We start from the raw sequence: 26,041 nt of genomic DNA, 5'->3' as shown, positions 1-26,041 counted from the left end.
TCACTGCCACCTCGTCCTCGATACGTGAATGTATCCGATGCACCGGTGTATCGAAAGGCCTGACGCACCGCCCCGGCCGGCCGCCGCACCGGGCGAGGCGCGGCGCGGGCGCCGGAACCCTCGTCCCGGGCACCGGCGGGCGCGGGCGCGCGGGGTTCCCCGTCGCCGGGCCGGTGATCACATCTGGTTTGCTGTCCCTCGCGGGGGCCATCCACGGCTTGGGGAGAGCGATGACGGCGGACGTGCGGCAAGTGGCCGACGGCACCTACCTGGTGCACGGCAGCAACACCAACTGGGTCATTCTCACCGAGGGCGACGCGGTCACCCTCGTCGACACCGGCTACCCGGGCGACCGGCAGGACCTGCTCGACTCGCTGGCCGCGGTGGGCGGTTCACCGGAGGCGGTGGCGGCCGTGCTGATCACCCACGCGCACAACGACCACCTGGGCTCAGCCGAGCACCTCCGGGCCGCGTACGGCACCCCGGTCCTCCTCCACGAGAACGAAGTCCCGCACGCCCGGCGGGAGTTCCTGCACCAGGTGAGCATCGGGACGGTGCTGCGCAACGGCTGGCGGCCGGGGGTGCTGCCCTGGGCGGTGCACTCGCTGCGCGTCGGCGGCACCGCGCACCTGCCCGTCGCCGCCCCCGAGCCGTTCCCCGTGGCGGGCCCGCTGGACCTGCCCGGACGGCCGGTGCCCGTGCACACACCCGGCCACACCCGCGGCCACACGGTCTTCCACCTGCCCGACGCCGGCGTGGTGATCTCCGGCGACGCCCTGGTGAGCGGCCACCCCACCTCACGGATCACCGGCCCCCAGCTGCTGCCCGACATGTTCCACCACGAGCGCGCCCGGGCCCTGGCCTCGCTGGAGATACTCGAAGGACTCGAAGCGGACGTGCTGCTGCCCGGCCACGGCCCCGTCCACCGCGGCCCGGTGGACCTGGCCGCCCGACGAGCCAGGGAACACGCGCTCTAAGAGCTGCGAACAAAAGTGGGCCCCGGCGGCCGGCGCCCGGCACGCGCCCTCGCCGCGTTGCCGGAAGGCCCTGACAGCGCCGCTACAAGGACCTTCCGGCGCCTTGCGATCGCACGCACCGGACACCGCCCGCTGACCGGAACCCACTTTTGTTCGCAGCTCTGAGCCTCGTCAGACCGCCGTCCGGACGACGGGCACTCGACGACAGGACCTAGAGTTTCCGCCATGGCTTTGCAGATCAGCGCCACCAACCCGGAGCACCCCGCGCTCCTGCTCGAACTGCCCTGGGAGACGCCGCTGGAGGAGTGGCCCGAGGAGTACCTCGTGCCGCTGCCCCGCGGCATCTCCCGGCACGTCGTGCGCTACGCCCGGGCCGGCGACGAGGTGGTCGCCGTCAAGGAGCTGGCCGAGCGCCCGGCGCTGCGCGAGTACGAGCTGCTGCGCGACCTGGACCGGCTCGCCATCCCCGCCGTCGACCCGCTCGCCGTGGTCACCGGCCGCACGGACCGCGCCGGGGCGCCGCTGGAACCGGTGCTGATCACCCGGCACCTGGGCGGCTCGATGCCGTACCGCTCGATGTTCGAGACGACCCTGCGGCCCGCCACCATGCACCGGCTGATGGACGCCCTCGCCGTGCTGCTGGTGCGGCTGCACCTGGCCGGGTTCGCCTGGGGCGACTGCTCGCTGTCCAACACCCTCTTCCGGCGCGACGCGGGCGCCTACGCCGCCTACCTCGTCGACGCCGAGACCGGTGAGCTGCACCCGCGGCTCAGCGACGGGCAGCGGGACTACGACCTCGACCTGGCCCGGGTGAACATCAGCGGCGAGCTGCTCGACCTGGAGGCCTCGGGCGCGCTGCACCCCTCCGTGGACCCGATCGAGTTCGGCACCGAGATCTGCGCCCGCTACGACGGACTGTGGCGGGAGCTGACGCGCACCTCCGTGTACCCGGCGGGCAAGTACCACTACATCGAGCGCCGCATCCGCCGCCTCAACGACCTCGGCTTCGACGTCGCCGAGATGCAGATCGAGCACTCCTCCAACGGCGACACGGTCACCTTCGTGCCCAAGGTCGTCGACGCGGGCCACCACCAGCGGCAGCTGCTGCGGCTGACCGGCCTGGACACTGAGGAGAACCAGGCGCGGCGGCTGCTGACCGACCTGGAGAGCTGGATGGCCACCCAGGACGACTACGCCCCGGGCGACCCGCTCTCCGCCCGGCCCGAGGTCCTCGCGCACCGCTGGGTGCGGGAGGTGTTCCGGCCCACCGTGCGGGAGGTGCCGCGCGAGCTGCGCGGCGCCATGGACCCGGCGGAGATCTACCACGAGCTGCTGGAGCACCGCTGGTACCTGTCGGAGCGGGCGCAGCACGACATAGGCCTGGACACCGCGGTCGAGGACTACGTCAGGAACGTCCTGCCCAAGGCCCGCACGACGCTGGAGCCCACCGCACCCGAGTAGGCGCCCGGGTCCCGGCTCACTCGTGCGGGACGACGGCCACCGGGCACCCCGCGTGGTGCAGGACGCCGTGCGCGACGGAGCCGATCCGGGCGCCGACCGCGGTGCGGCGGGCGCGGCGGCCCACGACCACGAGCTGGGCGTGCGCGGCCGCCGCCAGCAGCACCTGGCCGGCGCTGCCCATCTCCACGTGCTCGACGACGGGCACGTCGGGGAAGCGCTCCCGCCAGGGCCGCAGCGCCTCGGCGAGGCCCTTCTTCTCGTACGGTTCCAGGCCGCCGGCCTCGTCGAGCAGCTTGAGCGAGCCGGGGCTGTAGGCGAAGACCGGCGGCAGTGTCCAGGCGCGGACCGCCCGGACCGTGGCACCGCGGGCGGCGGCCGTCTCGAAGGCGAACCGGAGGGTCTCGGCGCTGTCGTCGGCGGTGCCGTGCTGGCCGACGACGACCTCGCGTCCCGCGGCCTCGGCGGCGGGTTCGTCCCCGGCCCGGACCAGGACGACGGGCCGTACGGCCTCGGCGATCACCTGCTGTCCGACGGAGCCGACGAGGAAGCCGACGAGGGCGCCCTGCCCGCGCGAGCCGAGCACCAGCGCCTCGGCGTCCGCGGCGGCGGCGGTCAGCGCGTCCGCGGCGCCGTCCTCCACGATCTGCGTGGTCACCGTCAGGCCGGGGTGGCGGCCGGTGAGGCCGGCGACCGCCTGGTCGACCACCTCGCGCGCCTGCTGCCGCTGCGCGTCACGGCCGCCCAGGCCGAAGGCCTCGTACACCTCGAAGCGCCAGGCGTGGACGACGCGCAGCGGCAGCCCGCGGCGCTCGGCCTCCCGCCCCGCCCACGCCAGTGCGGCGAGGCTCTCCTGCGATCCGTCCACACCCGCCGTGATCGGCCGTGTCATGCCGTCCGCCTCCCTGGATCGTGGGCCCGTAGGTCGGTCCCAGTCTTCCCCACGCCCCGGACGATCTTGCCATGCGGCCCTGACCGGCCGGGGCGCGGGCGGCGGTGACCTGCGGACGGACGGCCCCCGGCGCGGCGGGGTCCCGCGCTCGCCCGGGCGAACGGCCACGGACGCACCTACGATGGGCGCAAGTGGGCTCGAAGACGGGGGCACCGGGCCGCCCGTCGCGACCGCACGGGGTGGGAGACACATGACACAGGCCGCGGAAACCGCGCGGACCGTCATCATGACCGTGGACGACGATCCGGGAGTCTCCCGTGCCGTCGCCCGCGATCTTCGGCGGCGCTACGGCGAGTCGTACCGGATCGTGCGGGCGGAGTCCGGCGAGTCCGCGCTGGACGCGCTGCGCGAGCTGAAGCTGCGCGGCGACCTCGTCGCGGTCATCCTGGCCGACTACCGCATGCCGCGCATGAACGGCATCGAGTTCCTGGAACAGGCCCTGGACGTGTACCCGGGCGCGCGCCGGGTGCTGCTGACCGCGTACGCGGACACCACGGCGGCGATCGACGCCATCAACGTCGTCGACCTGGACCACTACCTGCTCAAGCCCTGGGACCCGCCCGAGGAGAAGCTGTACCCCGTGCTGGACGACCTGCTCCAGGCGTGGCGGCACAGCGACCACCGGCCGGTGCCGAGCACGAAGGTGGTGGGGCACCGCTGGTCGGCGCGGTCCTCGGAGATCCGCGAGTTCCTGGCCCGCAACCAGGTGCCCTACCGCTGGTACTCCTCCGACGAGCCGGAGGGGCAGCGGCTGCTGCGGGCGGCCGGGCAGGACGGGCAGCGGCTGCCGCTGGTGGTCACCCCGGACGGCACCCCGCTGGTCGAGCCGGAGGCCCCGCAGCTCGCCGCCCACGTGGGCCTGGCGACCACGCCGGCGGCCGACTTCTACGACCTCGTCGTGATCGGCGGCGGCCCGGCCGGGCTGGGCGCGGCCGTGTACGGGGCCTCCGAGGGGCTGCGTACGGTCCTGGTGGAGCGTTCGGCGACCGGCGGGCAGGCGGGGCAGAGTTCGCGGATCGAGAACTACCTCGGTTTCCCGGACGGCGTCTCCGGTGCCCAGTTGACGGACCGGGCGCGCCGGCAGGCCGCGAAGTTCGGCGCGGAGATCCTCACCGCGCGCGAGGTGACCGGTCTGGAGGTCAACGGCGCGGCGCGCACGGTGCGGTTCTCCGACGGTTCGGCGGTCGCCGCGCACAGTGTGCTCCTGGCGACCGGTGTCTCCTACCGGCAGCTCCCGGCGGCCGGGGCGGACGACCTGACCGGCTGCGGCGTGTTCTACGGTTCGGCGCTGACCGAGGCGCCCTCCTGCCACGGGCAGGACGTGTACATCGTGGGCGGCGCCAACTCGGCCGGGCAGGCGGCGATGTACCTGTCCCGGGGGGCGAAGTCGGTGACGCTGCTGGTGCGCGGCCCGTCGCTGTCGGCGTCGATGTCGCACTACCTCATCCAGCAGATCGAGGAGTCGCCCAACATCTCGGTGCGCACCGGCACGGTCGTCGAGGCCGCGCACGGCACCGGCCGCCTGGAGCAGCTCACCCTGCGCGACCTGGGCAGCGGGCGCGAGGAACGGGTCGACGCGCAGTGGGTGTTCGTGTTCATCGGCGCCGCGCCGCTGACCGACTGGCTGGACGGGACGGTGCTGCGTGACGAGCGCGGGTTCATCCTGGCCGGTCCGGACCTGACCGCGGACGGACGGCCGCCGGCCGGCTGGGAGCTGGACCGCCCGCCGTACCACCTGGAGACCAACGTGCCCGGGGTGTTCGTGGCGGGCGACGCCCGGGCCCAGTCCGCCAAGCGGGTCGCGTCGGCGGTCGGAGAGGGAGCCATGGCCGTGATGCTGGTCCACCGCTACCTGGAGCAGTCGTGAGCGGGCGGGTGATGCCCTGCAGCCCCAGGGAGATCGGTTCGCTGTTCCTGTTCGAGAAGCTGTCGGACGAGCAGCTGGGCCGGCTGTGCAGCGACGGCCGGGTGGAGCGGTTCGAGCCGGGCCCGGTGTACACGGAGGGTGATCCGGCCACCTGCTTCTACGTGATGATCGAGGGCACGGTGGTGCTCTCGCGCCGGGTCGGGGACGACGACGTGGAGGTCGCCCGCACCTCGCAGCGCGGGGTGTACACGGGCGCGATGCAGGCGTACATCGGCGACCGGGTGCGGCAGGTGTACACCAACTCGATGCGTGTCACGGAGCCGACGCGGTTCTTCGTGCTGCCCGCGGACACGTTCGCGAGCATCATGCAGGAGTGGTTCCCGATGGCGGTGCACCTGCTGGAAGGGCTGTTCTTCGGTTCGAAGAACACCCAGGCGGCCATCGGCCAGCGGGAACGGCTGCTGGCGCTCGGCTCGTTGTCCGCCGGGCTGACGCACGAGCTGAACAACCCGGCGGCGGCTGCCGTGCGGGCGACGGAGACGCTGCGCGAGCGGGTGGCGAAGATGCGCCACAAGCTGGCGGTCGTCGCCGAGGGTCCTTTCACCCGGGAGCAGTTGGCGGACCTCATCGACATCCAGGAGCGGACGGCCGAGCAGGTGGGCAAGGCCGTGGCGCTCAGCCCGTTGGAGGCCGCCGACCGCGAGGACGCGCTCACCGACTGGCTGGACGACCACGGCGTGCGCAACGGCTGGCAGCTCGCGCCCACGTTCGTGCAGGCGGGGCTGGACGTCGACTGGCTGGAGCAGGTGGCGGCGGTGGTCGGCGAGGACATCCTGCCGGGGGCGGTGGGGTGGCTCAACTACACGGTGGAGACCGAGCTGCTGATGGACGAGATCGCGGACTCCACCGCCCGCGTCTCCCGGCTCGTCGACGCCGCCAAGCAGTACTCGCAGCTGGACCGGGCGCCGTACCAGATCGCCGACGTGCACGAACTCCTCGACAGCACGCTGCTGATGCTGTCGGGCAAGACGGGGCCGCGGATCAAGGTCGTCAAGGACTACGACCGGACGCTGCCGCGGATCCCGGCCTATCCGGCCGAGCTGAACCAGGTGTGGACCAACCTGATCGACAACGCCGTCTCGGCCATGGACGGCGCGGGCGGCGAGGGCACGCTCACCGTGCGGACGGCGCTGCACGGCGACCGGCTGCTGGTGGAGTTCCGCGACACCGGGCCGGGGGTGCCGCCGGAGATCCGCGGCCGCATCTTCGACCCGTTCTTCACCACCAAGCCCGTCGGCCAGGGCACCGGCCTCGGGCTGGACATCTCCTGGCGGATCGTGGTCAACAAGCACCACGGCAGCCTCGCCGTGGAGTCGGTGCCGGGCGACACGCGCTTCCAGGTCCTGCTGCCGCTGACCGCCGCGGACGGCGACGGCACGGCATTGAGTTCCCTCCCCGAGGAGAAGGCATGAGCAGCGGCGGTTCCGAGGACACGTTCGTCGACCCGGCCGTACCGCCCAGCGGTGCGGGCTGTGCCGAGTGCGACGCGTCCGGCGGCTGGTGGTTCCACCTGCGGCGCTGTGCGCTGTGCGGGCACGTCGGCTGCTGCGACGACTCCCCCGGCAGGCACGCCGACGCCCATTACCGGGCCAGCGGGCATCCGGTGATCCGCAGCTTCGAGCCGGGCGAGGAGTGGTTCTGGAACTTCGCGACCCAGGAGCTGTACGACTCCGGTCCGCGGCTCGCGCCCCCGGCGGCCCACCCGGACGACCAGCCGGTGCCGGGCCCGGCGGGCCGGGTCCCGCACGACTGGGCCCGGACCCTGCGCTGAGCGGGGTCCTGACGGAACGAGGATGCCCCGCCGGGGGCGGGGCATCCAGGCCGTCTCCGGTGGTCCGTCAGGGACGGGCCGCCGGGGTGTTGGCGGCGGTGACGTTGACCGCCGCCCAGGCCGTGTCCACCGTGCGGTACTCGGTGCTGTCCGCTCCGTAGAGGTCCTTGGCCGCCTGCAGCGTCGCGACACGCGCGTCGTGGAAGTCGGTCGTGGAGACCATGTAGCGGGTCAGCGCCCGGTAGAAGATCGCGGTGGCCTTGGCCCGGCCGATGCCCTGCACCGACAGTCCGCCGTAGGTCGGCGAGTCGTAGGCGACACCGCCGATCGTCTTGCGGCCGCTGCCCTCGGCGAGCAGGTAGTACGCGTGCGAGGAGACACCGGAACCGGCGTGCACCTCGGTGTAGTACACCTGCGGCGACCAGTAGTCGATCGCGCCTTCGAGCTGGTCGAGGGAGGGGTGGTCGAGCCGGCGCAGGAACTTCTGCGCGAGGCCCAGCTTCTCGCCGAGGAGGTAGTTCGGCGGGTTCTTCGGGTTGTTGGCGAAGAACTCGACGCTGGAGCCGAAGATGTCGGCGAGCGACTCGTTCAGCGACCCCGGTTCGCCGTACTGGTTGCCGGCGGCGTCCACGCGGGTGGGCTCCAGCCGTGCGGTGGAGTCCACCACGCCGTGGGTCAGTTCGTGGCCGGTGACGTCGAGGGCGACGAGCGGCTTCTTGAACATGTCGCCGTCGCCGTCGCCGTACAGCATGCAGTCGCACGTCGGGTCCCAGAACGCGTTCGCGATCCCGTTGCCGAAGTGCACCATGGCCTTGGCGCCCTTGGAGTTGTTCTCGATGCCCTTGCGCCCGAAGGTCTTCTTGTAGAAGTCCAGCGTCTTGCTGATGCCGTACTGGGCGTCGACGGCGGCGGTGACGCGGTTGGAGACGCTGCCGTTGCCCCACCTGTTGTTCGTGCTGGTGATCTTCGTGCCGCGCGCGAAGTTCTCCTGCAGCCGGTTCCTGGCGTCGCGGGTCTCGGTGCCGTAGCGCGTGGGGTCGGTCAGCACGAAGCCGGTCCGGGCCGTCTGCGTGGTGGTCAGGGAGACCGGGCCGACGAACAGGGACGCGCCGCTGCCCGCGGTGGTGCGCGGGTAGCGCCCGGAGGAGGCGGAGGTGCCGCTGATCGTGCCGAGCGAGCCGGCCGGCGGGACGCTGCCCCGCGACGGCAGGGTTCCGCCCTGGCGGGTCAGGGTGGCGAGCAGCTTCGGCGACAGGAACTCGTCGCTGTCGGGTGTGTTGCTGCGCACCTTGCCGGTGACGGCGTCGATGACGACCGTCCGGGAGCGGGCCCCCTCGGTGGTGGCGCTGCCGGTGACCCGCACCTGGTAGGCGAGCGCCGAGGCGCCGCCGCGGGCGTCCACCACGAGCTGGGCGTTGCCCGCGTCGCCCTCGGCCACGGCGGCGGCCTTGGCGGCGGCCTGCGCGGGCGTCACCTCGGCCCGCGTGGTGGCGGGCCTGACGGTCCGGTCGGCGGCCCGGGTGACGCCGGTGTACGCGAGCTTGCGGTCGAGGTGGACGACGAGGTCGCCACCGAGCACCGGCATGCCCTGGTGGGTGCGGATGAACCGGACGTGACGGGCGCCCTCGGGGTCGACCATCACGTCCTGGGCGCGCAGTTCGTCCCCCTGGACGACGCCGGTCGCCGACGCGTGGGCGAAGGCGGCGGCGCGGGCGGCACCCACCACCGAGGCGGTGGAGGTGCGGACGGCCGACACCGTGCGGTCCGGCCCCTTGGCGGGGGCGGCCAGTGCCGGGCCGGCCAGGCCCGTGACGGCCGTCGTCGCGGCGACGACGACCGCCACGTTGCGTATGTGGGGTCTGTGCACTCTTGAGGGTTCCTTCGTTGGTGAAGGCGGCCGGGATCACCAACCGCCCCGACGCATGACGCGGTTGCGCCATGAGGGCTGGTCGGGCCCCGGGAAGAAACCCTTGTGGGCAGGACATGCACATGTAAAGCACGAATGATCCATTCCGTGCCGCCCAGGGCAATCCTTTGCCAATTCAGTCCCGCTCGGTGATCAAGGAGTGATCAGCGAGTGACCAACTGTGTGTCGTTCCTGGAGATGTGACGCGATACGAGATGGTTGCGTTGCCCGGATGTGATCAATCTCGCAACGGACCACGCGGCGACGAAGACGGGAGCGGAATCGTATGGCCTCACGCACGAGGGGCACGAGCGCGGTGCTCGGATCGCTGGTACTGACCCTGCTCGCAGGACCCGCGCACGCGGCGGCCGGCCGCCCGGCGCCCGCCGCGGCGGCCCGTGCGTCCGCCGCGCTGCCCGCCCCGGACACCGTGGCGCTGGATGCCCTGCTGCGCACCGCGCTCAGCGAGGGGGCGCCCGGCGCGACGGCGCGCGTCGAGGACCACCGCGCGTCCTACGACGACCACCCCACGGTCCACCAGGCCACCGAGGGGACCGCCGACCGCACCGACGCGCGCGCGATGGACACCGCCGACCGCTTCCGCATCGGCAGCGTCACCAAGACCTTCACCACGGTCGTCCTGCTGCAACTGGCGGCGGAGGGCCGGCTGCGGCTCGACACCTCCGTCGACCACTACCTGCCCGGGCTGCTGCCCGACGAACGGATCACCGTGCGGCACCTGCTGAGCCACCGCAGCGGCCTGTACGACTACACCGCCGACATGTTCGCCCGCACGGTCCCCGGCTTCGAGGCCGTGCGCACCAAGGTCTTCACCTACCGCGAGCTGCTGGCCGAGTCCCTGCGCCACCCGCGCACGAACGCGCCCGGCGCCGCCTACGCCTACTCCAACACCAACTTCGTGGTCGCCGGCCTGCTCGTCGAGAAGCTGACCGGCCATCCGGTGCGCACCGAGTACGAGAACCGCATCATCAAGCCGCTCAAGCTGACCGACACCTTCTACGTCCACCCCGACACGCAGATCCCCGGCCGCCACGCGCACGGCTATCTCACCCCCGACGACGCCAAGGGCGCGCTGGTGGACGCCACCGACCAGACGGCGTCGTGGGCGCAGAGCGCGGGCGCGCTCATCTCCTCCACCCGCGACCTGGACACCTTCCTGTCCGCACTGCTCGGCGGCCGGCTGCTGCCCGCCGCCCAGCTGGCCGAGATGGAACGCTGGATGCCGGCCGGCACCGGTCAGGCCTACGGTCTCGGACTGCGCCGGCGCGACCTGTCCTGCGGCATCTCCGTGTACGGCCACACCGGGACGGTCCAGGGCTTCTCCACCTACGCGTTCGCGAGCAAGGACGGGCTGCGCAGTTACGCCGCGGTCGCCACCACCTCCAACAACGACGCGGTGCACGGGACGATGCTGCGCACCCTGGAGGCCGCGTTCTGCGGCAAGCAGGCCCCGGCGCGCGGCGCCGCCCCGCGTCCGCGCGCGGGCTCGGCGCACGAGCGCACCGGGTGAGTCCGTCCGCCGATCTTGGCGGAACGACCGGCTCCGGGCCAGGATGCCCCCATGAAGGGTGATCTCTTTTCCAGTGAGCACGTGGTGCGGCCCGCGACCGCACCGGGCATGTACGTCGAGAACGCCAAGTGCGTCCGCTACGTGGTGAACGGCGAGATGCTGGCGCGCCAGGGCGCCATGGTGGCCTGGCGCGGCAGCCTCCAGTTCGAGCGCAAGGGCCAGGGCGTGGGCGGCATGCTCAAGCGCGCGGTCACCGGGGAGGGTCTGGCGCTGATGTCGGTGCGCGGGCAGGGCGAGGCCTGGTTCGCGCACGAGGCGCAGAACTGCTTCATCATCCAGATCGACCCCGGCGACGAGTTCACCGTCAACGGGCGCAACGTGCTGTGCTTCGACTCCTCGCTGTCGTACGAGATCAAGACGGTCAAGGGGTCGGGCATCGCCGGGGGCGGGCTGTTCAACAGCGTGTTCACCGGCCAGGGCCGGCTGGGCCTGGCGTGCGAGGGCAACCCGCTCGTCATACCCGTCACACCCCAGCAGCCGGTCTACGTCGACACGGACGCCGTGGTCGGCTGGACCGCCCGCCTCCACACCTCGCTGCACCGCTCGCAGTCCATCGGGTCGATGCTGCGCGGCGGCTCGGGCGAGGCCGTGCAGCTGATGCTCCAGGGCGAGGGCCACGTCATCGTCCGTCCCAGCGAGGCGACCCCGCAGAAGGCCCAGCAGCACTGAGCGGCCGACCGCCGGTACGGCCCGGCAGCACCGGCAGCACCGGCAGCAGGCCACCGGACACCGGTTGACCCGCGGTGCCCGCTCGGGTGAGGGTCGGAGGTGGCACGGATCCCCGCCCCGCGCCGGAAGGACGGACCGCCTTGATCGGCATCACGCACATCGAAACCACGGCCGAGCGGATCGCCGGTCACGTCGTGCGCACGCCGACCGTGCCGAGCCCGGGCCTGTCCGCGCTGCTCGGTGCACCGGTGACCGCGAAGCTGGAACTGCTGCAGCGCACCGGTTCCTTCAAGGCGCGCGGTGCGACGGCGAAGCTGCTCTCGCTCGGCGAGGCCGAGCGGGCGGCGGGCGTGGTCGCCGTGAGCGGCGGCAACCACGGGATCGCGCTCGCGGTGATGGCCGCCGCCCTCGATGTGAAGGCGACGGTGGTCATGCCGCGCTCGGCACCGGCCCGGTCGCTGCGGATCGCGGAGGAGGCCGGAGCCTCGCTGCGGCTGACCGACGGGATGGACGAGGCGTTCGCGACGGCGGCGCGGCTGCGGGACGAGGGGCTCACCCTCGTCCATCCCTTCGACGACCCGGTCGTCATCGCCGGGCAGGGCACGGTGGGGCTGGAGTTCGCCGAGGACGCCGGTCCGCTCACGGACGTGCTCGTCAGCGTCGGTGGCGGCGGGCTGATCGCGGGCGTCGCCGCGGCGCTGCGCGCGCTCCGCCCGGGTGTACGGATCTGGGGTGTGGAGACCGAGGGCGCGCAGGCCATGTCGCAGGCGCTGGCGGCGGGCGGCCCGGTGCCGGTCCCCCTCTCCTCGGTCGTCACGACGCTGAGCGCCCCGGCGGTGTCGCAGCTGACGTACGAGCACGCCCGGGCCCTGGTCGAAGAGGTGCTCGTGGTGCCGGACCGGGCGGCCGTCCAGGGTGTGCTCGACCTCGCCGAGCACGCCAAGGTGTGGACGGAGCCCGCCGCGGGCTGTCTGCTGCCGGCCGCCCGGCAGGTGCTCGACCGGGTCGGCCCCGGCGCCCGGCTGGGGCTCGTCGTGTGCGGCGGCAACGCGGCGCTCACCGACGTCCTGGACTGGGCGCGACGGTTCGGGCTGCGCTGACAGGGCCGTTTCCCGGGGCGCCGGCCGGGGACTCGGCCGTCATGGTGCAAATCGGATACACGATGATGACCGAGCAGGCCGGTCCACGTGAGCTGGTGGACCACGTCGTACGGGCCGAGGAGGTCGGCTTCGACTTCTCGGTCGTCTCGGACCACTACTTCCCGTGGCTGCGTGCGCAGGGTCACGCACCGTACGCGTGGAGTGTGCTGGGAGCGGCGGCGCAGGCCACCTCCCGCATCCCGCTGATGACGTACGTGACCTGCCCGAGCTTCCGCTACCACCCGGCGGTCGTGGCGCAGAAGGCCGCGACGGTGCAGTTGCTGGCCCAGGGCAGGTTCCGGCTGGGGCTCGGCTCGGGCGAGAACCTCAACGAGCACGTCGTGGGCGGCGGATGGCCGTCGGTGGACGTGCGCCACGAGCGCCTTGAGGAGGCCGTCGAGATCATCCGGGCGCTGTTCGAGGGCGGCCACGTCACCCGGCACGGCGCCCACTTCGACGTGGAGTCGGCCCGGCTGTGGGACCTGCCCGACGAGCCGCCGCCGATCGGCATCGCGGTCTCCGGCGAGCAGTCCTGCCGGCTCGCCGGGCACCTCGCCGACCTCGTCATCGCCACCGAACCGAAGCCCGGGCTGCTGGAGGCCTTCGACCGGCACGGCGGCGAGGGCAAGCCCCGGGTGGGCCAGTTGCCGGTGTGCTACGACACCGACCGGGACGCGGCGATCGGCCGTGCGCACGAGCAGTTCCGCTGGTTCGGCAGCGGCTGGAAGGTCAACTCCGAGCTGCCGCACCCGGACTCGTTCGAGGCGGCCACCCAGTTCGTCACCCCGGACGACGTCGCCGAGTCGATTCCCTGCGGCGACGATCCGGAGGCGTTCGTGGAGGCCGTACGCCCCTACGCCGAGGCCGGGTTCACGGAGGTCGCGCTGGTCCAGATCGGCGGTGAGGCGCAGGAGCCGTTCCTGGACTGGTCGGCGAAGAGCCTGCTGCCGGCTCTGCGGGACGCCTTCGGCTGAACCTGCCCTCACCGGGACGTCGGTGCGGGCCGCCCCGGCCGGCGCTCACCGGGAGGTGTGGCGGCGCCTGGCCCACAGGGGCAGCACGAACCAGCACAGCAGGTACCAGGCGACGACCGGCGCGACCAGCCAGGGGACGAACCCGTCGTGCGTGGCCACTCGGAGGATCAGCAGCAGCGAGGCGGTCATGGTGGCCAGCAGGAGGATCAGTCCGACGAAGGTCATCCTGGACGCCCAGCGGACCGCCTGGGGTTTGACCCGGCGGCCGGAGACCAGGCGGTGCAGGGAGACGGGGCCGATCAGCGCGCCGGTCGCGGCGGCGCCCAGGACGACCGTCACGATGTAGATGGTCCGGTCGGCGGGGGCGAGGGTCGCGTACTTGGGCTGGAAGACCACGGTGAGCAGGAAACCGAAGAGGATCTGCACCCCCGTCTGGGCGACCCGCACCTCCTGGATCAGCTCGACCCACATGCGGTCGGCCCGCTCCTCCTCGGTCTCGTCGCGCCCCCGGCGCCGCCGGTCCTCCGCCGCCCGCTCCGTCGCCATCACTCCGCCTCTCCTGCCCCTGGCCCCGCCCCCGACGGGCCGGCCGTGTGCCTGGGCGTGTTCCCAGGGAGGCGGAAAACCTGCCGTGCGCGTCCGGCGGGCCGGGCGCGCACGGCAGGGCGGACCTCCTGCGGCGGTCCGCCGGCGGGCGGCGTTCCTACCAGCGGGCCTCCACCTGGTCCTTGATCCGCCGCTCGTAGAGGTCGCGGACGGCCGCCATGGTCTCCTCGGGCAGCGGCGGCAGCTTGCCGACGGCGGCGTTGGCGCGGGCCTGCTCCGGGGAGCGGGCGCCGGGAATGACCGTGGTGACGCCGGGCTGCTGGATGATCCAGCGCAGGGCGAGCTGGGCCGGGGTGCAGCCCTCGGGGGCGAGCGCGGCGAACTCGGCGGCGGCCTCGACGCCCGTGGCGAAGTCCACGCCGGAGAAGGTCTCGCCCTGGTCGAACGACTCGCCGTGCCGGTTGTAGGTGCGGTGGTCGTTGGCGGGGAAGACGGTGTCCTTGGTGTACTTGCCCGACAGCAGGCCGGAGGCCAGCGGGACGCGCGCGATGATGCCGACGCCCGCCTCCCGCGCGGCGGGCAGCACCTCGCGCAGCGGCTTCATGCGGAACGGGTTGAGGATGATCTGCACACTGGCCACGTTCGGCCGGGCGATGGCGGTCAGCGCCTCGGCGCAGGTCTCCACGCTGACGCCGTACGCGGCGATCCGCTCCTCCTCGACGAGGGTGTCGAGCGCGTCGAAGACCTCGTCGGCGGAGTACACGGGCGTGGGCGGGCAGTGCAGCTGCACCAGGTCGATGCGGTCGACGCCGAGGTTGCGGCGGGAGCGGTCGTTCCAGGCGCGGAAGTTGTCCAGGACGTAGTTCTGGGGGATCTGCTCGACGCGCCGGCCCATCTTGGTCGCGACCAGGACGTGGAGGTCGGGGCGCCCGGCGAGGAAGGCGGCGATGGTCTGCTCGCTGCGCCCGTCGCCGTAGACGTCGGCGGTGTCGAAGAAGGTCACCCCGGCCTCGGCGGCGGCCTCCAGGACGGCGAGGGCCTCCTTGTCGTCGACGTCGCCCCAGTCGGCGCCCAGCTGCCAGGTGCCGAGGCCGACGACCGACGCGTGCTGGTGGGACCTGCCGAATTCACGTTCGTTCATGCCGTCAGTCTGTCACCCGCCGCCCGCCGGGACGGCGTTCGAGCGGCCCGCGCGAACGGACGGCGCCCCTGCGGGGCCTGCGGCCCGGCCGTTCCCCGCGACCGGCCCCACCGCGCCCGTGCTCGGCGGGTCAGCGGATCCGGGAGCGCTTCTACGGGCGCTCCCGCGCGCGTTCCAGCGCGCGGGCCTGCACCGTGCGCGCGACCTTCGGTCCGAGCCACCTCTTCAGCCGCCGCACCGCGGTCAGCCGGCCGGCCGCCTTGTCGATCCCGTAGTACACCTGCGGGGGGACGTAGGGCAGCAGCGGTGAGTGGCGCTGGCCGAGCAGCGCGAACATCCGGTGCGGGGGCAGGTGGATGTAGCGGGGCAGGTTCTCGTACCACTGGGCGCTGTGCCGGGCCGCGCTCTGCACGGACAGCAGGGCCGAGCGTCGTTCGCGCTCGTAGGCGGCGAGGGCCGGGCGCAGGGGGTGCGCGCGCAGGGCGCCGGCCAGGCAGATCGCGTCCTCCAGGGCGAGGGTGGTGCCGGCGCCGACCGAGTAGTGCGTGGTGTGGGCGGCGTCGCCGAGCAGCACGAGGCGGTCGCGGGACCAGGTGCGGTTCGTCAGGGTGCGGAAGGTGGGCCAGGGGGCGCCGCCCGCGCCCGCGGCGCGGCCGATGAGCCGGTGCCCGTCGAGCACACCGGCGAAGAGGGTCTCCAGCAGGGCCAGTGCGTCCGCCTCGTCGAGCCGGTCGAGCCCGAGGCCGGTGAAGGTCTGCGGCGAGCACTCGACGACGCAGGTGCTGTGCCCGCCGCCGTAGGCGTAGCCGTAGCACCAGATCCAGCCGTGCGCCGTCTCGACGAAGGCGAAGGTGAAGGCGTCGAAGACCTTGGTGGTGCCGAGCCAGAGGTAGCGGTTGCGGCCGAGGTGGACCCGGGTCCCGAAGTGCGCGGCGTGCCGGGTGCGCAGCGCGCTGTGCACGCCGTCGGCGGCCACCACCAGATCGGCGGCCGGCAGGTCGTCGGCGGCGACCTCGCTCTCGTACTCCACCCGTACGCCCAGTGCGCGGGCCCGGTCGGCGAGGATCTCCAGGAGCCGGTGCCGGCCGATGCCGAAGCCCTGGTCCCCTCGGTGGCGGGCCGTCAGCTCCCCGACGTGGGCCACTCCGTCGCGCCACCGCACGGAGTGCGCTTCGACGGCGGCGGCCGACTCGGGGTCGTGGGCGTGCAGCAGGTCGAGCAGTCCCTGCCAGTACGTGACGCCCCAGCCGTAGGTCGAGCCCTCGGGGCTGCGCTCGTGGACGGTGATGTCGTGGGACGGGTCCTGCCGCTTGAGCAGGATGGAGAGGTACAGGCCCGCGGGCCCGCCGCCGGCGCAGACGACCTTCACGCACACCCCTGATGACTACACAGAGCGGTCGATGGGCAACGAAGGGTAACAGACTGCGAGCGTCCGGCCACGCATCGTGAGGCCGCTTCCGCCGCGGGCGGCGGCCCGCCCCCGGCGCGCTCCCCCGCCGGTCAGGCGTCCGCCGTGCGGCACTCCGGGTGGCCCCAGCCCTGGGCGTTCTTGGCGATGGACTCGCCGGCGGCGTAGGAGCGGCCGCACAGGCAGCGGCCGGGGAACTTGGCCTTGATGGTGCGGGACGAGGAGGACGAAGAGGACGAGGCGGAGGAGGAGCCGGTGCGGCGCGGTGCCTTGCGGCGCGGCGCGGCGACCTTCGGGGTGTCGGGCGAGGGCGGGGGCTGCGGGGAGCCGAGCGCGCTGCCGGCCGCTTCCTGCACCCGGGCCGCCTGGCTGGCGGCACGGTCGGCGAAGTCGTTGAGCGGATCGCCGTCCGCCTGATGGGCGGGTACGTAGCGGAAGTCGACGGAGCGGCCGTCGAGGAGTTCGTCGATCCGGACGACGAGTTCCCGGTTGGCGACGGGCTTGCCGGCGGCCGTCTTCCAGCCGTTGCGCTTCCAGCCGGGCAGCCAGGTGGTGACCGCCTTCATCGCGTACTGGGAGTCCATGCGGACCTCGAGCGGTGTTTCCGGGTCGGTCGCGGCGAGCAGCCGCTCCAGGGCGGTCAGCTCGGCGACGTTGTTGGTGGCGGTGCCGAGCGCACCGGCCTCCCAGCGGGCCGCGGTCCGGGCGTCGTCCGAGACGACCCACGCCCAGCCCGCCGGGCCCGGATTTCCCTTCGAGGCCCCGTCGCAGGCGGCCACCACTCGTTCACGCATGGGCTCGATGATGCCACGGCCCGGCGGCCGCCCGTGCCCCCGTCCGGAGGTCCCCTACGGAACGTTCTTGACCTGCGGCTTCTCGCCCTGGGTGGTGGTGATGTCGATCACGGAGAAGTGAGCGCCCTGCGGGTCGCCGAGCACCGCGAGCCGGCCGAAGGGAGTGTCCACCGGCCCGTAGCGCAGGGCGCCGCCGAGGCGGGTCGCGGCGGCGACGGCGGCGTCGCAGTCGGCCACCGTGAAGTACACGTTGAGGTAGGAGGGCACCTCGGGCGGGAAGTCGTCGGTCATCCGCATCCGGCCGAGCACCGTCTCGTCGTCGAGGCCGAACAGCCGGAAGTCGATCGCTTCGTCCTCGATCTGCTTGGTGGTGTAGCCGAAGACCGAGGTGAGGAAGGTGTCCGCGGCGCCGGGGTCGCGGGTGAGGAGTTCGGCCCAGCAGTAGGCGCCGGGGGTCTCGGTGGCCTCGAAGCCCTGGTGGGTGCCGGCCTGCCAGACGCCGAAGACGGCGCCGCTCGGCTCCCGGGCCAGGCACATGGTGCCGAAGTCACCGACCCGCATCGGCTCCATGAGCACCTCGCCGCCGTGGTCGCGGATGCGGCGCGCGGTGGCCTCGGCGTCGGGTGAGGCGAAGTACAGGCACCACTGGGACTGCCCCTCCTGTCCGGGCACCGGCGGCACCACGGCCGCGACCGCCTTGCCGTCCGCGTAGGCCTCGGTGTAGTTGCCGTACTCCGTGGACGACTCGCCGAAGGTCCAGCCGAGGACCTCGCCGTAGAAGGTCTTGGCCTGCTCCAGGTCGGTGAACATCGCGTCGGCCCAGCAGGGTGTTCCCTCACGTCGTACCGCCATGGCTGCGGCCTTTCCGGTCGGTGGCGTGCTCCGCTCAGAGCCGGGAACGAAGACGGGCCCCGACGGGCGGCGCCCGGCACGCGCCCTCGCAAGGCGCCGGACACCGCCCGCTGATCGGAACCCGCTTTGGTTCCCGGCTCTCACACACGCTAACCATCCGTGCGACGGGGCGCGCGCCGGAGGCGGCGGTCTCATCCGGCGCGCAGCCCCCGGTCGGCGAAGGCGATCAGCCACTCGAAGCTCTCGTCGACGTCGGCGCTCCACCGGAAGCCGCCCGCCGACTGCAGGGTGGCGAACCCGTGGCAGAGGCTGCGCAGCGTGCGCAGGGTGTGGTCCACGTCGGACTCCGCGATCGCGTAGCCGCGCAGGACCGCCATGAACGCCTCCAGCAGCCGCTGCCCGGCGGCGGCCAGCGGGTCGTCGGGGCCGGACGGTTCCACGCCGACCGTCGCGGCGTACCGGCCGGGGTGTTTTAGGACGAAGGCGCGGAAGGCACGTGCCGCCGCCGCCAGGGCGTCGCGGCCGGCGTACCCCTGGACCGCGCTGCCGACAGCGTCGGCCGCCTGGCCCAGCGCCAGGGCCGCGATCCGGCGGTTGAGGTCCTCCTGGCCGCCCACGTGCTTGTACAGCGAGGGGGTGCGCACGCCGAGCCGTTCGGCCAGCAGACCCATCGTCACGCGGGCGAGGCCCACCTCGTCGGCGAGTGCGGCACCGGCCGCGACCACGGCCGCGGGGTCGAGTCCTGCCCTAGGCACGGGCGGCCTCCGTACCGAGGAAGGCGAGCGTGAGCGCGACCACTCGGCCGGGGAGCTGATGGTGCGGGTAGTGCCCGGCGCCTTCGATCATCTCCAGGCGGCCGGTTCCGGGCGGCAGGGCGCCGACGACCGCCGCGCCCTCGGCGTGCGGGTCGGCCCAGTCGGGGTCGAGCGTGCCCATGATGACCAGGACCGGGCTGCGGACCTCGCCGAGGCGGGCGCCTGCGTCGGCGGGGGTGGTGCGGCCCATGGACTGGAAGGCCTTCATACGGCCCGGTTCGCGCAGCAGCGCCTCGATACGGCCGATCCGCTCGTCCCAGTCGGCCGGCTTCGCACCGGGGTAGGCGACGTCGAGGTAGGAGCGCCACAGCGGCAGACTGCCGAACACGCCCGCGCCGAGCAGCCGCAGCATGCCCTGCCGGAAGCGCTTGACCCGCAGGTCGCCGAGGCGGACCGACTGCTTGCGGGTGAAGGGGGCCAGCTCGACGACCGCGCTGACCAGGGAGGGTTCGAGGGCGGCGGCGATCGTGGCGGCGCCGCCGGAGACCGAGTGGCCGACGAGCACGGCCGGGCCGCCCAGGTGCCGGATCACGGCGAGCAGGTCGCCGGCGATCGCGGTGCGGCTCCAGTCCTGCCAGTCGGTCCCGGACTCGCCGCAGCCGCGCAGGTCGACGGCGGCGACCCGGTAGCCGGCCGCCACCAGCTGCGGGATCATCGCCCGGTAGGCGGCGCGGCTGTCGCCCATGCCGTGCGCGAGCACCATCAGCGGGCCGGATCCCGCCACCTCGTACGCGATCGTGCCGCCGTCGACGGCCAGGTACTCGGTCATGTCGCCCTCCCGTGGCTAATTCCGTTAGCCAAAAGCTAATGCCATTAACCAATACCTGTCAACCGCCTGGACCGCGCGCATCCCCGCGCCCGGCCGGCCGGGACGCACGGCCGCCAACTTGCTTCCCGTACACCTCTGTTGACATCACGCGCCCGACCCCTGGCGTGGACGCGACGCTGCTGCCGGTGCCACGCGTGCACCACCAGCACTACAGCGTCTACTGGCTGACCGGTGAACCCCCGCCGCCGCCCCCCGAGTTCGCCGCCCGGCACCGCTTCGACGAGACCTCCGGCAGCACAGCGGCCGACGCGACCGGCAACGGCCGCACAGCACACCTGGCGGGCGGCGCCTCGTGGTCGGCGTCCGGCCGCTCGGGCGGGGCCGTGGCCCTGGACGGGACCGACGGCCATGTGGTGCTCGCCGAGGACCTGCCGGCGGGCGCGTCGGCGTACTCGCCGGCCGTGTGGGTGCGGCTGGACGGGCAGCCCGCGGCCTGGAGGCCCTGTTCCTCACCCCGCTCAGCGGCGACGGCACGCTGCGGTACGCGATCACCGCGGGCGGCGCCTAGAGGCCCTGTCGTCACATTCCCGCCTGCCTCGCGACGCCGTGCACGCACTCTCGCCGCACCTGACGCCGCGAGGCCCGCCCTCCGGGCGGACGACGGGAATGTGACGACAGGACCTAGACGAGCAGCGCGTCGACGCGGGGCCGCTGCCGACGGGGCGCTGGGCGCACGTGGCGGTGACGTACGGCGCGGGCACGGCGGTGCTGTACGTGGACGGCGCGGAGGCCGGCCGCAACACGGCCGTCACCGGGGAGCCCCGGCACTTCGGCAACCATGTGCGCACCGGGTACGTCGGCCGGTCGCAGTACGCCGACCCGTACCTGAAGGGTGCTGTGGACGTCTGCGGGTGTACGGCCGCACGCTGGGCGCCGGCGAGGTGGCGGCGCTCGTGGGGGCCCCGACCGCCTAGGACCCGAGGGCCGTCCTCCGCCGCCGGTCCGGGTGGCCGGCCCTCACGCAGGGCCGGGTGGCCGCGCTCCCAGGTGGTCCGGGCGGCCGGCCCACTCCCCCGGACGGGTGGGCCGGCCGCACGGCCGCCCGCTACTCGCCCGCGTGGGCCCTTTTCAGGGCGGCGATGTCGAGCTTGCCCATCGAGAGCATCGCCCGGGTGGTGCGGGCCGCTTTCTCCTGGTCGGGGTCGGTGATCATGTCGACCAGTTCGTCCGGGACGACCTGCCAGGACACGCCGTACTTGTCCTTGAGCCAGCCGCACGGGCCGGGCTCGCCGCCGTCGTCGGTGAGTTTGCTCCAGTAGTGGTCGACCTCCTGCTGGTCCGCGCAGTGGATCTGGAACGAGATCGACTCGTTGAACGTGAACTGCGGGCCGCCGTTCAGCGCCAGGAACCGGTGGCCGTCGGCGGTGAACTCCACGGTGACCACCGACCCGGCGGGGCCGGGCCCCGCCTCGTTGGACCGGCCGATCCGTCCGATGCTGGAGTCCTTGAAGACGGAGACGTAGTAGTGGGCGGCCTCCTCGGCCGTGCCGTCGAACCAGAGGCAGGTGGTGAATCCCTGGGTGGCCACGGGGTCCTCCTTGGGTGTGGGACGCGGTCATCCGTGTCGACCGGTCCACGCGGTCATCTGTATCGACCGGTCCGCGCGGCAGAACTCATCGCTCGCCGGGAAATCCGTTCCGGCGCCCCCCTCGGCCTCCTCCGCCGGCTCTGCCCGTGGCAGATCTGCCACGGGCAGAGAAACGGTCCGGGCCGCCCCGGCGCGGCCGACAGTGGAGTGGACGGCAACCACGAACCGACGAGGAGACGCGATGACTTCACTCACCGCTGCGCCACCGCGCGCCGAGGAGGGCGAGACGCCGCCCAGCCGCTTCGACGACCACCTGGCGAGCCTGCTGCTCGGGCAGCGGATCGTGTTCCTGGGCACGCAGGTCGACGAGGTCTCGGCCAACCGGGTGTGCGCCCAGTTGCTGCTGCTGTCGGCCGAGGACCCGCGCGCCGACATCAGCCTGTACATCAACAGCCCGGGCGGTTCGGTCAGCGCCGGTCTGGCCATCTACGACACGATGCGGCTCATCCCGAACGACGTGTCGACGCTGGCCATGGGCTTCGCCGCGAGCATGGGCCAGTTCCTGCTCACGGTGGGGACGCACGGCAAGCGGTTCGCGCTGCCGCACGCGCGGATCATGATGCACCAGCCGTCGGCGGGGATCGGCGGCACCACCGCGGACATCGAGATCCAGGCGGAGCACCTGGAGCACACGAAGCGGACCATCGAACGGCTCACCGCCGAGCACACCGGGCAGAGCGTGGAGACGGTCTCGCGGGACGGCGACCGCGACCGCTGGTTCACCGCGGAACAGGCCAGGGAGTACGGGATGGTGGACCAGGTGGTGGAGTCGCTGGCCGACGTCCGCCCGGCCGCCTCGCGCCGACGGGCGGGGTGGTGACCATGGGGTCGTACACGGTTCCGTACGTGGTCGAGCGGACCGCGCAGGGCGAGCGGTCCTACGACGTGTTCAGCAGGCTGCTGAACGAGCGGATCGTCTTCCTCGGCACGGAGATCGACGACGGTGTCGCCAACGTCGTCATCGCCCAGCTGCTCCACCTGGAGTCGGCGAACCCGGAGCAGGAGATCGCGGTCTACCTGAACTCGCCGGGAGGCTCCTACACCTCGCTGATGGCGATCTACGACACGATGACGTTCGTACGCTCGCCGATCTCCACGTTCTGCGTGGGACAGGCGGCCTCCACGGCGGCGGTGCTGCTGGCGGGCGGGGACCCCGGGCGGCGGTTCGTGCTGGAGCACGCGCGGGTGCTGCTCGGGCAGCCGGCCGCGGGCGGCCGGCAGGGCACCGTCTCCGACCTGGCGCTCCAGGCCAAGGAGATGGTCCGCATCCGCTCCCAGGTGGAGGAGGTGCTGGCCCGGCACACCGGGCACGACACCGCGACCCTGCGCGCCGACATGGACCGCGACAAGGTGTTCACCGCCCGGGAGGCGGTGGCGTACGGACTGGCCGACGAGGTGCTGAGCCGGCGCCTCACGACGGTCTGAGGCGCCGGCCCGGGGCGGCGGTGTCAGGCGGCGAGGCACAGCCCGTCGAAACGGGAGGCGGGTGCGGCGGACGACGCCGAGGACACCGAGGACACGGACGAGGCGGTCGTGCCCCGGCCGCGGCCCGCGGTGCGGCTCGTGACCCGCAGCAGCTCGCCCTGGGCCAGGGCCAGCAGGCCGGCGAGGCCCAGACCGAGGGCCTGGGCGGCGGCCGCGAGGACCTCCGAGGAGGCCTCCTTGCGGCCGCGCTCGATCTCCGACAGGTAGGGCATGGAGATCCGCGCCGCATCGGCGACGTCCTTGAGCGTCCGCTCCTGCGCCAGGCGTTCACGGCGCAGGATGTCACCGACGAGGTCGCGCCAGAGGGGTTCGCGGGCGGGGGCGGTCCGGCCGGCGGGAGCGCCCGAGGCCGGACGGCCCGGGGCGGGACGGCCGGGCGCCGGGCGGTCCGGGGAGGTGTGTCCCTGCGGGAAGTGGGCGGACGCTGGGCGCGCGGCCTGCGGGCGCAGCGGGATGACGCGGGCTTGGTTCGGCGCTTGGTTGCTCACCTCTCCAGCCTAGGAGGCGCGGGCGCCCGCGCCAGGGGGCGGCATTCCGCCCTGGGTGAAGCTCCCGTCCGGGACCGGAACGGAAAGGCTGGAAACGGGCGGAATCGACACACGTAGCCAGTAAAACGTACTGCCCGGGCAGAAGAAAGCACAACGGGGCAGAACCGGCGTCAGGTTCAGTCGCGCCCGAGGGGCACCAGGGCCCGCACCCGCTTGCCCACCGGGACCCGTTCCGCGCCGACCTCGGCCGCGAGCGCGAACACGATCTCCAGGCCGTGCCGGCCGATCCGTTCGGGATCCCGCGGGAAGCGCCGCGGCAGTGCGGCGCTGCTGTCGTAGACACAGACGCTCACCGCGCTGTCGGTGCCCTCCAGTTCGAGGATGTACGGGCCCTGGCTGTGCCGGTCGGCGTTGGTGACGAGTTCGCTCACGACCAGGAGCAGCGCGTCCTCGGACCCGCTGCCGATCTCGGCACACCACTCGGTCCTGAGCTGCTCCAGGAAGTGCGCGGCGAAGGAACGCGCGTCGGCGATACAGCCGGGTTCACCGGTGTAGTGGGTCGCACGCCGCAGCGGCTGTACGGGGATGTCGACACCAGTGGGTATCACTGCCCCGCCCGGGTCATCGATCATGCGTTTCTCTCTCGGAAGCCGGTACGACCGGACGCTACTGCATCAGTGCTGTTACCCAGTGTCGCGCCCCCCAGTCCCCCCGCGGCCGGGGGGGGTGCGCGCCGGACCGTACGGGCGGCCCGGGCCGGTGGCGCGCGGGAGCCGCGGGCGCGAGCGGGTCCTGCGGCGGACGGACCTTCCGGGGGGCGTCCCGCCGTGGCGGTGCTTAGCGTGGCAGCGTGAGCCCCCCGCAAGGTCCGTCGGCCCCGCCGTCCACCGCCCCGCGCCGCTGGGCGCAGGCCCTGGCCACGGTGGTGGCCGCCATGGCCGCCATGGGCGTGGTCGCCGCCCTGGGTCTGTGGGCGGCCGGGGCGGCGGACCTGCCCGGCAACGCCTTTCCGCGGGTGGTCGCGGCCACGGTGGTGACCGCGGTCGGCGGCAGCATGCAACTGGCGGGGGACGCTGGGGTGCTCGCCGAGACGCACGCCGGTGTCACCGTGATGCCGTTGTCGGTCTCCCTGACCGGTGCGCTCGTGGTCGGCGCGGGCTTCCTGCGTCCCCTGCGGCACCGGGCGGCGGCCGGGGCGCGGGAGCAGGCCTTCGGCGCGGCGCGGATCGCGGTGCTGTGGCTTGCGGCGCTGACCGGGCTCGCGTTCGCCGCCCGCCAGCGTTTCGCCGTCGACCTGGGGGACGGTGTGCTCGGCGCGGTCGGCGGACTCTTCGGCGTCGAACCGGAGGTCGGCTTCACCACCGACGTGGGGCAGACCGCCGGCTTCGGGCTGCTGTGGCTGGTGGGGGTGCTGGCGCTGGCCCTGCTGTCGGCCCGGACGGCTGCTGTTCCGGCAGGCCTGCCGTGGATCGGGGCCCGGGTGCGTCCGGTGGCGTACGCGCTGGTCGTGCTGCTGCTCTCCTGCGTCGCCCTCGGGCTGGTCGTCGCCCTGGTCACGGCCGGGACCCGGGGCCACCCCGCCCGGACGTTCGCCCTGGTCCTGCTGGGTCTGCCGAACCTGACCTGGCTCGCCTTCACCATCGGCCTGGGCGCCACCTGGCAGGGGCGGGTGGACGGACCGTTCGGGCTGCCGGTGCCGCGCCTGCTCGACGAGGTGCTGCGCACCCCGGATGTGTCGACACTCGACCTGGGGACGCTCGCCGCCCACGACGGCCGCGTCTGGTGGCTGGTGGTCGTGGACGCGGTGCTGCTGTCGGCCGCCGCGTTCCTGGCGGCGGTCCTCTCCCCCGCCGCCACGCGTCCGTGGCGGCACGCCGTGCGCATGGCCGTGGGGCTGGTCCTGACGGTGCTGCTCGTCTGCCTGTCGGGCCGGATCTCGGCCCATTACGGGCTGTCCCTGCTCGGCATCGGCGACGTGGGCGGCGGCCTGTCCGGGGAACTGCTGCTGCGGCCCCGGCTGTGGAGCGCGCTGGGAGCGGCCGCGCTGTGGGGCCTGGTCACCGGTTTCCTGGGAGCGACGGCCGCCCGCCGGGTGCGGCGCCGCGGCGGAGCACCGCCGGGGCCGCCCGGCCGGCCGGGGTCCGGACGCGCCGACCGGGGGTGACAGGCGCTCAGCCCATCGGCAGCAGGAGCGCCGGGAGGGTGCGCTGCATGCGCAGGGCGTCCACCGACTCGGCGAGCAGTTCGTACTCGGTGGTCTCGTCGCCCGCGGCGATCCGCACGAGCCGTCCGCCGGCCAGCTCGTCGGCGACCTGCTCCTGCCGGAGCGGGTCGGCGCACCAGGCGCGGAGGATGCCGGGGACGTCGGGGACGGTGTCCGGCACCGGGACGAGGGCGCCCTGCGGGACGTACGGGGTCCGGGGGCCGGGGTCGAGGCGTTCGGCGATCCAGGAGGCACGGTCGCGCAGCCACCACAGGGCCAGTGCCAGGGTGGGCGCCCGGTAGGTGCCGAGCGGCACGCCGATGCGGCGGCCGTCGCACACGCCGTACCCGGTGACATGGCACAGGAATTCGTCGTGCACTGCTCCTCCCCCGTCGGGTGTTCCGCGTGCTGTTCTTCCCTCACTCCCCGTACGGCTCCTGTGCGGTGCTGCGCCCCCGAGGTCGAGTATGTTGACTCCTGAAACAGTGTCACCATGACTTTTTGGCCAGTCTCCTGGCATATTCCGCG

The 26,041-nt window shown here is 73.3% G+C and carries 25 protein-coding genes and 1 pseudogene; 13 read left to right on the top strand and 13 right to left on the bottom strand.

All coding sequences use genetic code 11. The features are described from left to right. Nucleotides 1–230: 230 nt before the first annotated feature. On the top strand, nt 231–977 hold the full coding sequence (locus AC6I72_RS28870) for an MBL fold metallo-hydrolase (RefSeq protein ID WP_498004062.1): 747 nt from the start codon (nt 231–233) through the stop codon (nt 975–977). A gap of 225 nt (nt 978–1,202) precedes the next feature. Beyond that, entirely contained in the window at nt 1,203–2,438 is a 1,236-nt protein-coding gene (locus tag AC6I72_RS28865; RefSeq protein ID WP_498004061.1) for a DUF4032 domain-containing protein, read from the top strand. 16 nt (nt 2,439–2,454) lie between these two features. Here AC6I72_RS28865 and AC6I72_RS28860 read toward each other — a convergent pair whose 3' ends face one another. Beyond that, nucleotides 2,455–3,327: a universal stress protein gene (locus tag AC6I72_RS28860; protein ID WP_498004060.1), complete on the bottom strand. Its 873-nt coding sequence runs from the start codon at nt 3,325–3,327 to the stop codon at nt 2,455–2,457. A 250-nt stretch (nt 3,328–3,577) separates the two neighbouring features. Here AC6I72_RS28860 and AC6I72_RS28855 point away from each other — a divergent pair, with 250 nt between their 5' ends. The 3 genes from AC6I72_RS28855 to AC6I72_RS28845 are packed head-to-tail and all read left to right on the top strand — an operon-like array spanning nt 3,578 to nt 7,085. Next, nucleotides 3,578–5,254 carry an NAD(P)/FAD-dependent oxidoreductase gene (locus AC6I72_RS28855; RefSeq protein ID WP_498004059.1) on the top strand — a complete coding sequence of 559 codons (1,677 nt, stop codon included), beginning with the start codon at nt 3,578–3,580 and terminating at the stop codon, nt 5,252–5,254. Continuing rightward, nucleotides 5,251–6,726, top strand: coding sequence for an ATP-binding protein (locus AC6I72_RS28850; protein WP_498004058.1), 1,476 nt, complete (start codon nt 5,251–5,253; stop codon nt 6,724–6,726). Before AC6I72_RS28855 ends, AC6I72_RS28850 begins: the two co-directional genes overlap by 4 nt. Further along, the gene (locus AC6I72_RS28845; protein ID WP_498004057.1) at nt 6,723–7,085 is read left to right on the top strand and encodes a UBP-type zinc finger domain-containing protein; all 363 of its coding nucleotides are present in this window, start codon (nt 6,723–6,725) and stop codon (nt 7,083–7,085) included. The genes AC6I72_RS28850 and AC6I72_RS28845 overlap by 4 nt, the downstream gene beginning before the upstream one ends. 67 nt (nt 7,086–7,152) lie before the next feature. On the opposite strand, the gene AC6I72_RS28840 is transcribed toward AC6I72_RS28845, so the two are convergent. Beyond that, nucleotides 7,153–8,952: a M4 family metallopeptidase gene (locus AC6I72_RS28840; RefSeq protein WP_498004056.1), complete on the bottom strand. Its 1,800-nt coding sequence runs from the start codon at nt 8,950–8,952 to the stop codon at nt 7,153–7,155. A gap of 325 nt (nt 8,953–9,277) precedes the next feature. On the opposite strand from AC6I72_RS28840, the gene AC6I72_RS28835 reads away from it, so the two are divergent. The 4 genes from AC6I72_RS28835 (at nt 9,278) to AC6I72_RS28820 (ending at nt 13,364) form a co-directional block, all read left to right on the top strand. Continuing rightward, nucleotides 9,278–10,522: a serine hydrolase domain-containing protein gene (locus tag AC6I72_RS28835; RefSeq protein ID WP_498004055.1), complete on the top strand. Its 1,245-nt coding sequence runs from the start codon at nt 9,278–9,280 to the stop codon at nt 10,520–10,522. A gap of 51 nt (nt 10,523–10,573) precedes the next feature. Continuing rightward, a complete protein-coding gene (locus AC6I72_RS28830; protein WP_498004054.1) occupies nt 10,574–11,251 on the top strand; it encodes an AIM24 family protein in 678 nt (225 codons plus the stop codon). Nucleotides 11,252–11,391: 140 nt separating this feature from the next. Next, nucleotides 11,392–12,351, top strand: a complete 960-nt coding sequence (locus AC6I72_RS28825) for a threonine/serine dehydratase family protein (RefSeq protein WP_498004053.1) — start codon at nt 11,392–11,394, stop codon at nt 12,349–12,351. A 41-nt stretch (nt 12,352–12,392) separates the two neighbouring features. After that, the gene (locus AC6I72_RS28820) at nt 12,393–13,364 is read left to right on the top strand and encodes an LLM class F420-dependent oxidoreductase (RefSeq protein ID WP_498004052.1); all 972 of its coding nucleotides are present in this window, start codon (nt 12,393–12,395) and stop codon (nt 13,362–13,364) included. Between the two features lie 45 nt (nt 13,365–13,409). On the opposite strand, the gene AC6I72_RS28815 is transcribed toward AC6I72_RS28820, so the two are convergent. From AC6I72_RS28815 to AC6I72_RS28785, 7 genes are all read right to left on the bottom strand, one after another. Then, on the bottom strand, nt 13,410–13,910 hold the full coding sequence (locus AC6I72_RS28815; protein ID WP_037853896.1) for a DUF6328 family protein: 501 nt from the start codon (nt 13,908–13,910) through the stop codon (nt 13,410–13,412). Between the two features lie 157 nt (nt 13,911–14,067). Beyond that, complete coding sequence (locus AC6I72_RS28810) at nt 14,068–15,051, bottom strand: aldo/keto reductase (protein ID WP_498004051.1); 984 nt, start codon at nt 15,049–15,051, stop codon at nt 14,068–14,070. A gap of 151 nt (nt 15,052–15,202) precedes the next feature. Then, on the bottom strand, nt 15,203–16,420 hold the full coding sequence (locus AC6I72_RS28805; RefSeq protein WP_498004050.1) for an FAD-dependent monooxygenase: 1,218 nt from the start codon (nt 16,418–16,420) through the stop codon (nt 15,203–15,205). Nucleotides 16,421–16,551: 131 nt separating this feature from the next. Beyond that, a complete protein-coding gene (locus AC6I72_RS28800; RefSeq protein ID WP_498004846.1) occupies nt 16,552–17,265 on the bottom strand; it encodes a ribonuclease H family protein in 714 nt (237 codons plus the stop codon). Nucleotides 17,266–17,307: 42 nt separating this feature from the next. Further along, complete coding sequence (locus tag AC6I72_RS28795; RefSeq protein WP_498004049.1) at nt 17,308–18,105, bottom strand: VOC family protein; 798 nt, start codon at nt 18,103–18,105, stop codon at nt 17,308–17,310. A 191-nt stretch (nt 18,106–18,296) separates the two neighbouring features. Then, nucleotides 18,297–18,830, bottom strand: coding sequence for a TetR/AcrR family transcriptional regulator (locus AC6I72_RS28790; protein ID WP_498004845.1), 534 nt, complete (start codon nt 18,828–18,830; stop codon nt 18,297–18,299). Nucleotides 18,831–18,852: 22 nt separating this feature from the next. After that, nucleotides 18,853–19,689 carry an alpha/beta fold hydrolase gene (locus tag AC6I72_RS28785; protein ID WP_498004048.1) on the bottom strand — a complete coding sequence of 279 codons (837 nt, stop codon included), beginning with the start codon at nt 19,687–19,689 and terminating at the stop codon, nt 18,853–18,855. Nucleotides 19,690–19,856: 167 nt separating this feature from the next. Between AC6I72_RS28785 and AC6I72_RS28780 the strand changes: the two are divergent. Next, nucleotides 19,857–20,663 (top strand): annotated as a pseudogene (locus AC6I72_RS28780) (LamG domain-containing protein); the annotation flags it as partial. A 131-nt stretch (nt 20,664–20,794) separates the two neighbouring features. Here the strand turns inward: AC6I72_RS28780 and AC6I72_RS28775 are convergent. Continuing rightward, nucleotides 20,795–21,277 (bottom strand): VOC family protein, encoded by a 483-nt coding sequence (locus tag AC6I72_RS28775; protein ID WP_498004047.1) that lies wholly within the window; start codon nt 21,275–21,277, stop codon nt 20,795–20,797. Between the two features lie 241 nt (nt 21,278–21,518). Here AC6I72_RS28775 and AC6I72_RS28770 point away from each other — a divergent pair, with 241 nt between their 5' ends. Next, nucleotides 21,519–22,157, top strand: a complete 639-nt coding sequence (locus tag AC6I72_RS28770) for a ClpP family protease (protein ID WP_498004046.1) — start codon at nt 21,519–21,521, stop codon at nt 22,155–22,157. A 2-nt stretch (nt 22,158–22,159) separates the two neighbouring features. Continuing rightward, the gene (locus AC6I72_RS28765) at nt 22,160–22,762 is read left to right on the top strand and encodes a ClpP family protease (RefSeq protein ID WP_498004045.1); all 603 of its coding nucleotides are present in this window, start codon (nt 22,160–22,162) and stop codon (nt 22,760–22,762) included. 23 nt (nt 22,763–22,785) lie between these two features. Here the strand turns inward: AC6I72_RS28765 and AC6I72_RS28760 are convergent, their stop codons facing one another. Then, a complete protein-coding gene (locus AC6I72_RS28760; RefSeq protein ID WP_498004044.1) occupies nt 22,786–23,310 on the bottom strand; it encodes a helix-turn-helix domain-containing protein in 525 nt (174 codons plus the stop codon). Nucleotides 23,311–23,486: 176 nt separating this feature from the next. After that, nucleotides 23,487–23,942 (bottom strand): ATP-binding protein, encoded by a 456-nt coding sequence (locus AC6I72_RS28755; RefSeq protein WP_498004043.1) that lies wholly within the window; start codon nt 23,940–23,942, stop codon nt 23,487–23,489. 302 nt (nt 23,943–24,244) lie between these two features. On the opposite strand from AC6I72_RS28755, the gene AC6I72_RS28750 reads away from it, so the two are divergent. Continuing rightward, on the top strand, nt 24,245–25,474 hold the full coding sequence (locus AC6I72_RS28750) for a streptophobe family protein (RefSeq protein WP_498004844.1): 1,230 nt from the start codon (nt 24,245–24,247) through the stop codon (nt 25,472–25,474). Nucleotides 25,475–25,481: 7 nt separating this feature from the next. Here AC6I72_RS28750 and AC6I72_RS28745 read toward each other — a convergent pair whose 3' ends face one another. Beyond that, on the bottom strand, nt 25,482–25,892 hold the full coding sequence (locus AC6I72_RS28745; RefSeq protein ID WP_037853914.1) for a hypothetical protein: 411 nt from the start codon (nt 25,890–25,892) through the stop codon (nt 25,482–25,484). Nucleotides 25,893–26,041: the final 149 nt, after the last annotated feature.

Source organism: Streptomyces sp. Xyl84 (genome assembly GCF_059731885.1).
This window is presented reverse-complemented; position numbering and strand designations above follow the sequence as displayed.

Excerpts from the sequence above, each read along its gene's own strand:
- AC6I72_RS28870 (WP_498004062.1), top strand. The coding sequence starts at position 231 with ATGACGGCGGACGTGCGGCAAGTGGCCGACGGCACCTACCTGGTGCAC.
- AC6I72_RS28865 (WP_498004061.1), top strand. The coding sequence starts at position 1,203 with ATGGCTTTGCAGATCAGCGCCACCAACCCGGAGCACCCCGCGCTCCTG.
- AC6I72_RS28860 (WP_498004060.1), bottom strand. The coding sequence starts at position 3,327 with ATGACACGGCCGATCACGGCGGGTGTGGACGGATCGCAGGAGAGCCTC.
- AC6I72_RS28855 (WP_498004059.1), top strand. The coding sequence starts at position 3,578 with ATGACACAGGCCGCGGAAACCGCGCGGACCGTCATCATGACCGTGGAC.
- AC6I72_RS28845 (WP_498004057.1), top strand. The coding sequence starts at position 6,723 with ATGAGCAGCGGCGGTTCCGAGGACACGTTCGTCGACCCGGCCGTACCG.
- AC6I72_RS28835 (WP_498004055.1), top strand. The coding sequence starts at position 9,278 with ATGGCCTCACGCACGAGGGGCACGAGCGCGGTGCTCGGATCGCTGGTA.
- AC6I72_RS28830 (WP_498004054.1), top strand. The coding sequence starts at position 10,574 with ATGAAGGGTGATCTCTTTTCCAGTGAGCACGTGGTGCGGCCCGCGACC.
- AC6I72_RS28820 (WP_498004052.1), top strand. The coding sequence starts at position 12,393 with ATGGTGCAAATCGGATACACGATGATGACCGAGCAGGCCGGTCCACGT.
- AC6I72_RS28815 (WP_037853896.1), bottom strand. The coding sequence starts at position 13,910 with ATGGCGACGGAGCGGGCGGCGGAGGACCGGCGGCGCCGGGGGCGCGAC.
- AC6I72_RS28810 (WP_498004051.1), bottom strand. The coding sequence starts at position 15,051 with ATGAACGAACGTGAATTCGGCAGGTCCCACCAGCACGCGTCGGTCGTC.
- AC6I72_RS28795 (WP_498004049.1), bottom strand. The coding sequence starts at position 18,105 with ATGGCGGTACGACGTGAGGGAACACCCTGCTGGGCCGACGCGATGTTC.
- AC6I72_RS28785 (WP_498004048.1), bottom strand. The coding sequence starts at position 19,689 with ATGACCGAGTACCTGGCCGTCGACGGCGGCACGATCGCGTACGAGGTG.
- AC6I72_RS28770 (WP_498004046.1), top strand. The coding sequence starts at position 21,519 with ATGACTTCACTCACCGCTGCGCCACCGCGCGCCGAGGAGGGCGAGACG.
- AC6I72_RS28765 (WP_498004045.1), top strand. The coding sequence starts at position 22,160 with ATGGGGTCGTACACGGTTCCGTACGTGGTCGAGCGGACCGCGCAGGGC.
- AC6I72_RS28755 (WP_498004043.1), bottom strand. The coding sequence starts at position 23,942 with ATGATCGATGACCCGGGCGGGGCAGTGATACCCACTGGTGTCGACATC.
- AC6I72_RS28750 (WP_498004844.1), top strand. The coding sequence starts at position 24,245 with ATGGCCGCCATGGGCGTGGTCGCCGCCCTGGGTCTGTGGGCGGCCGGG.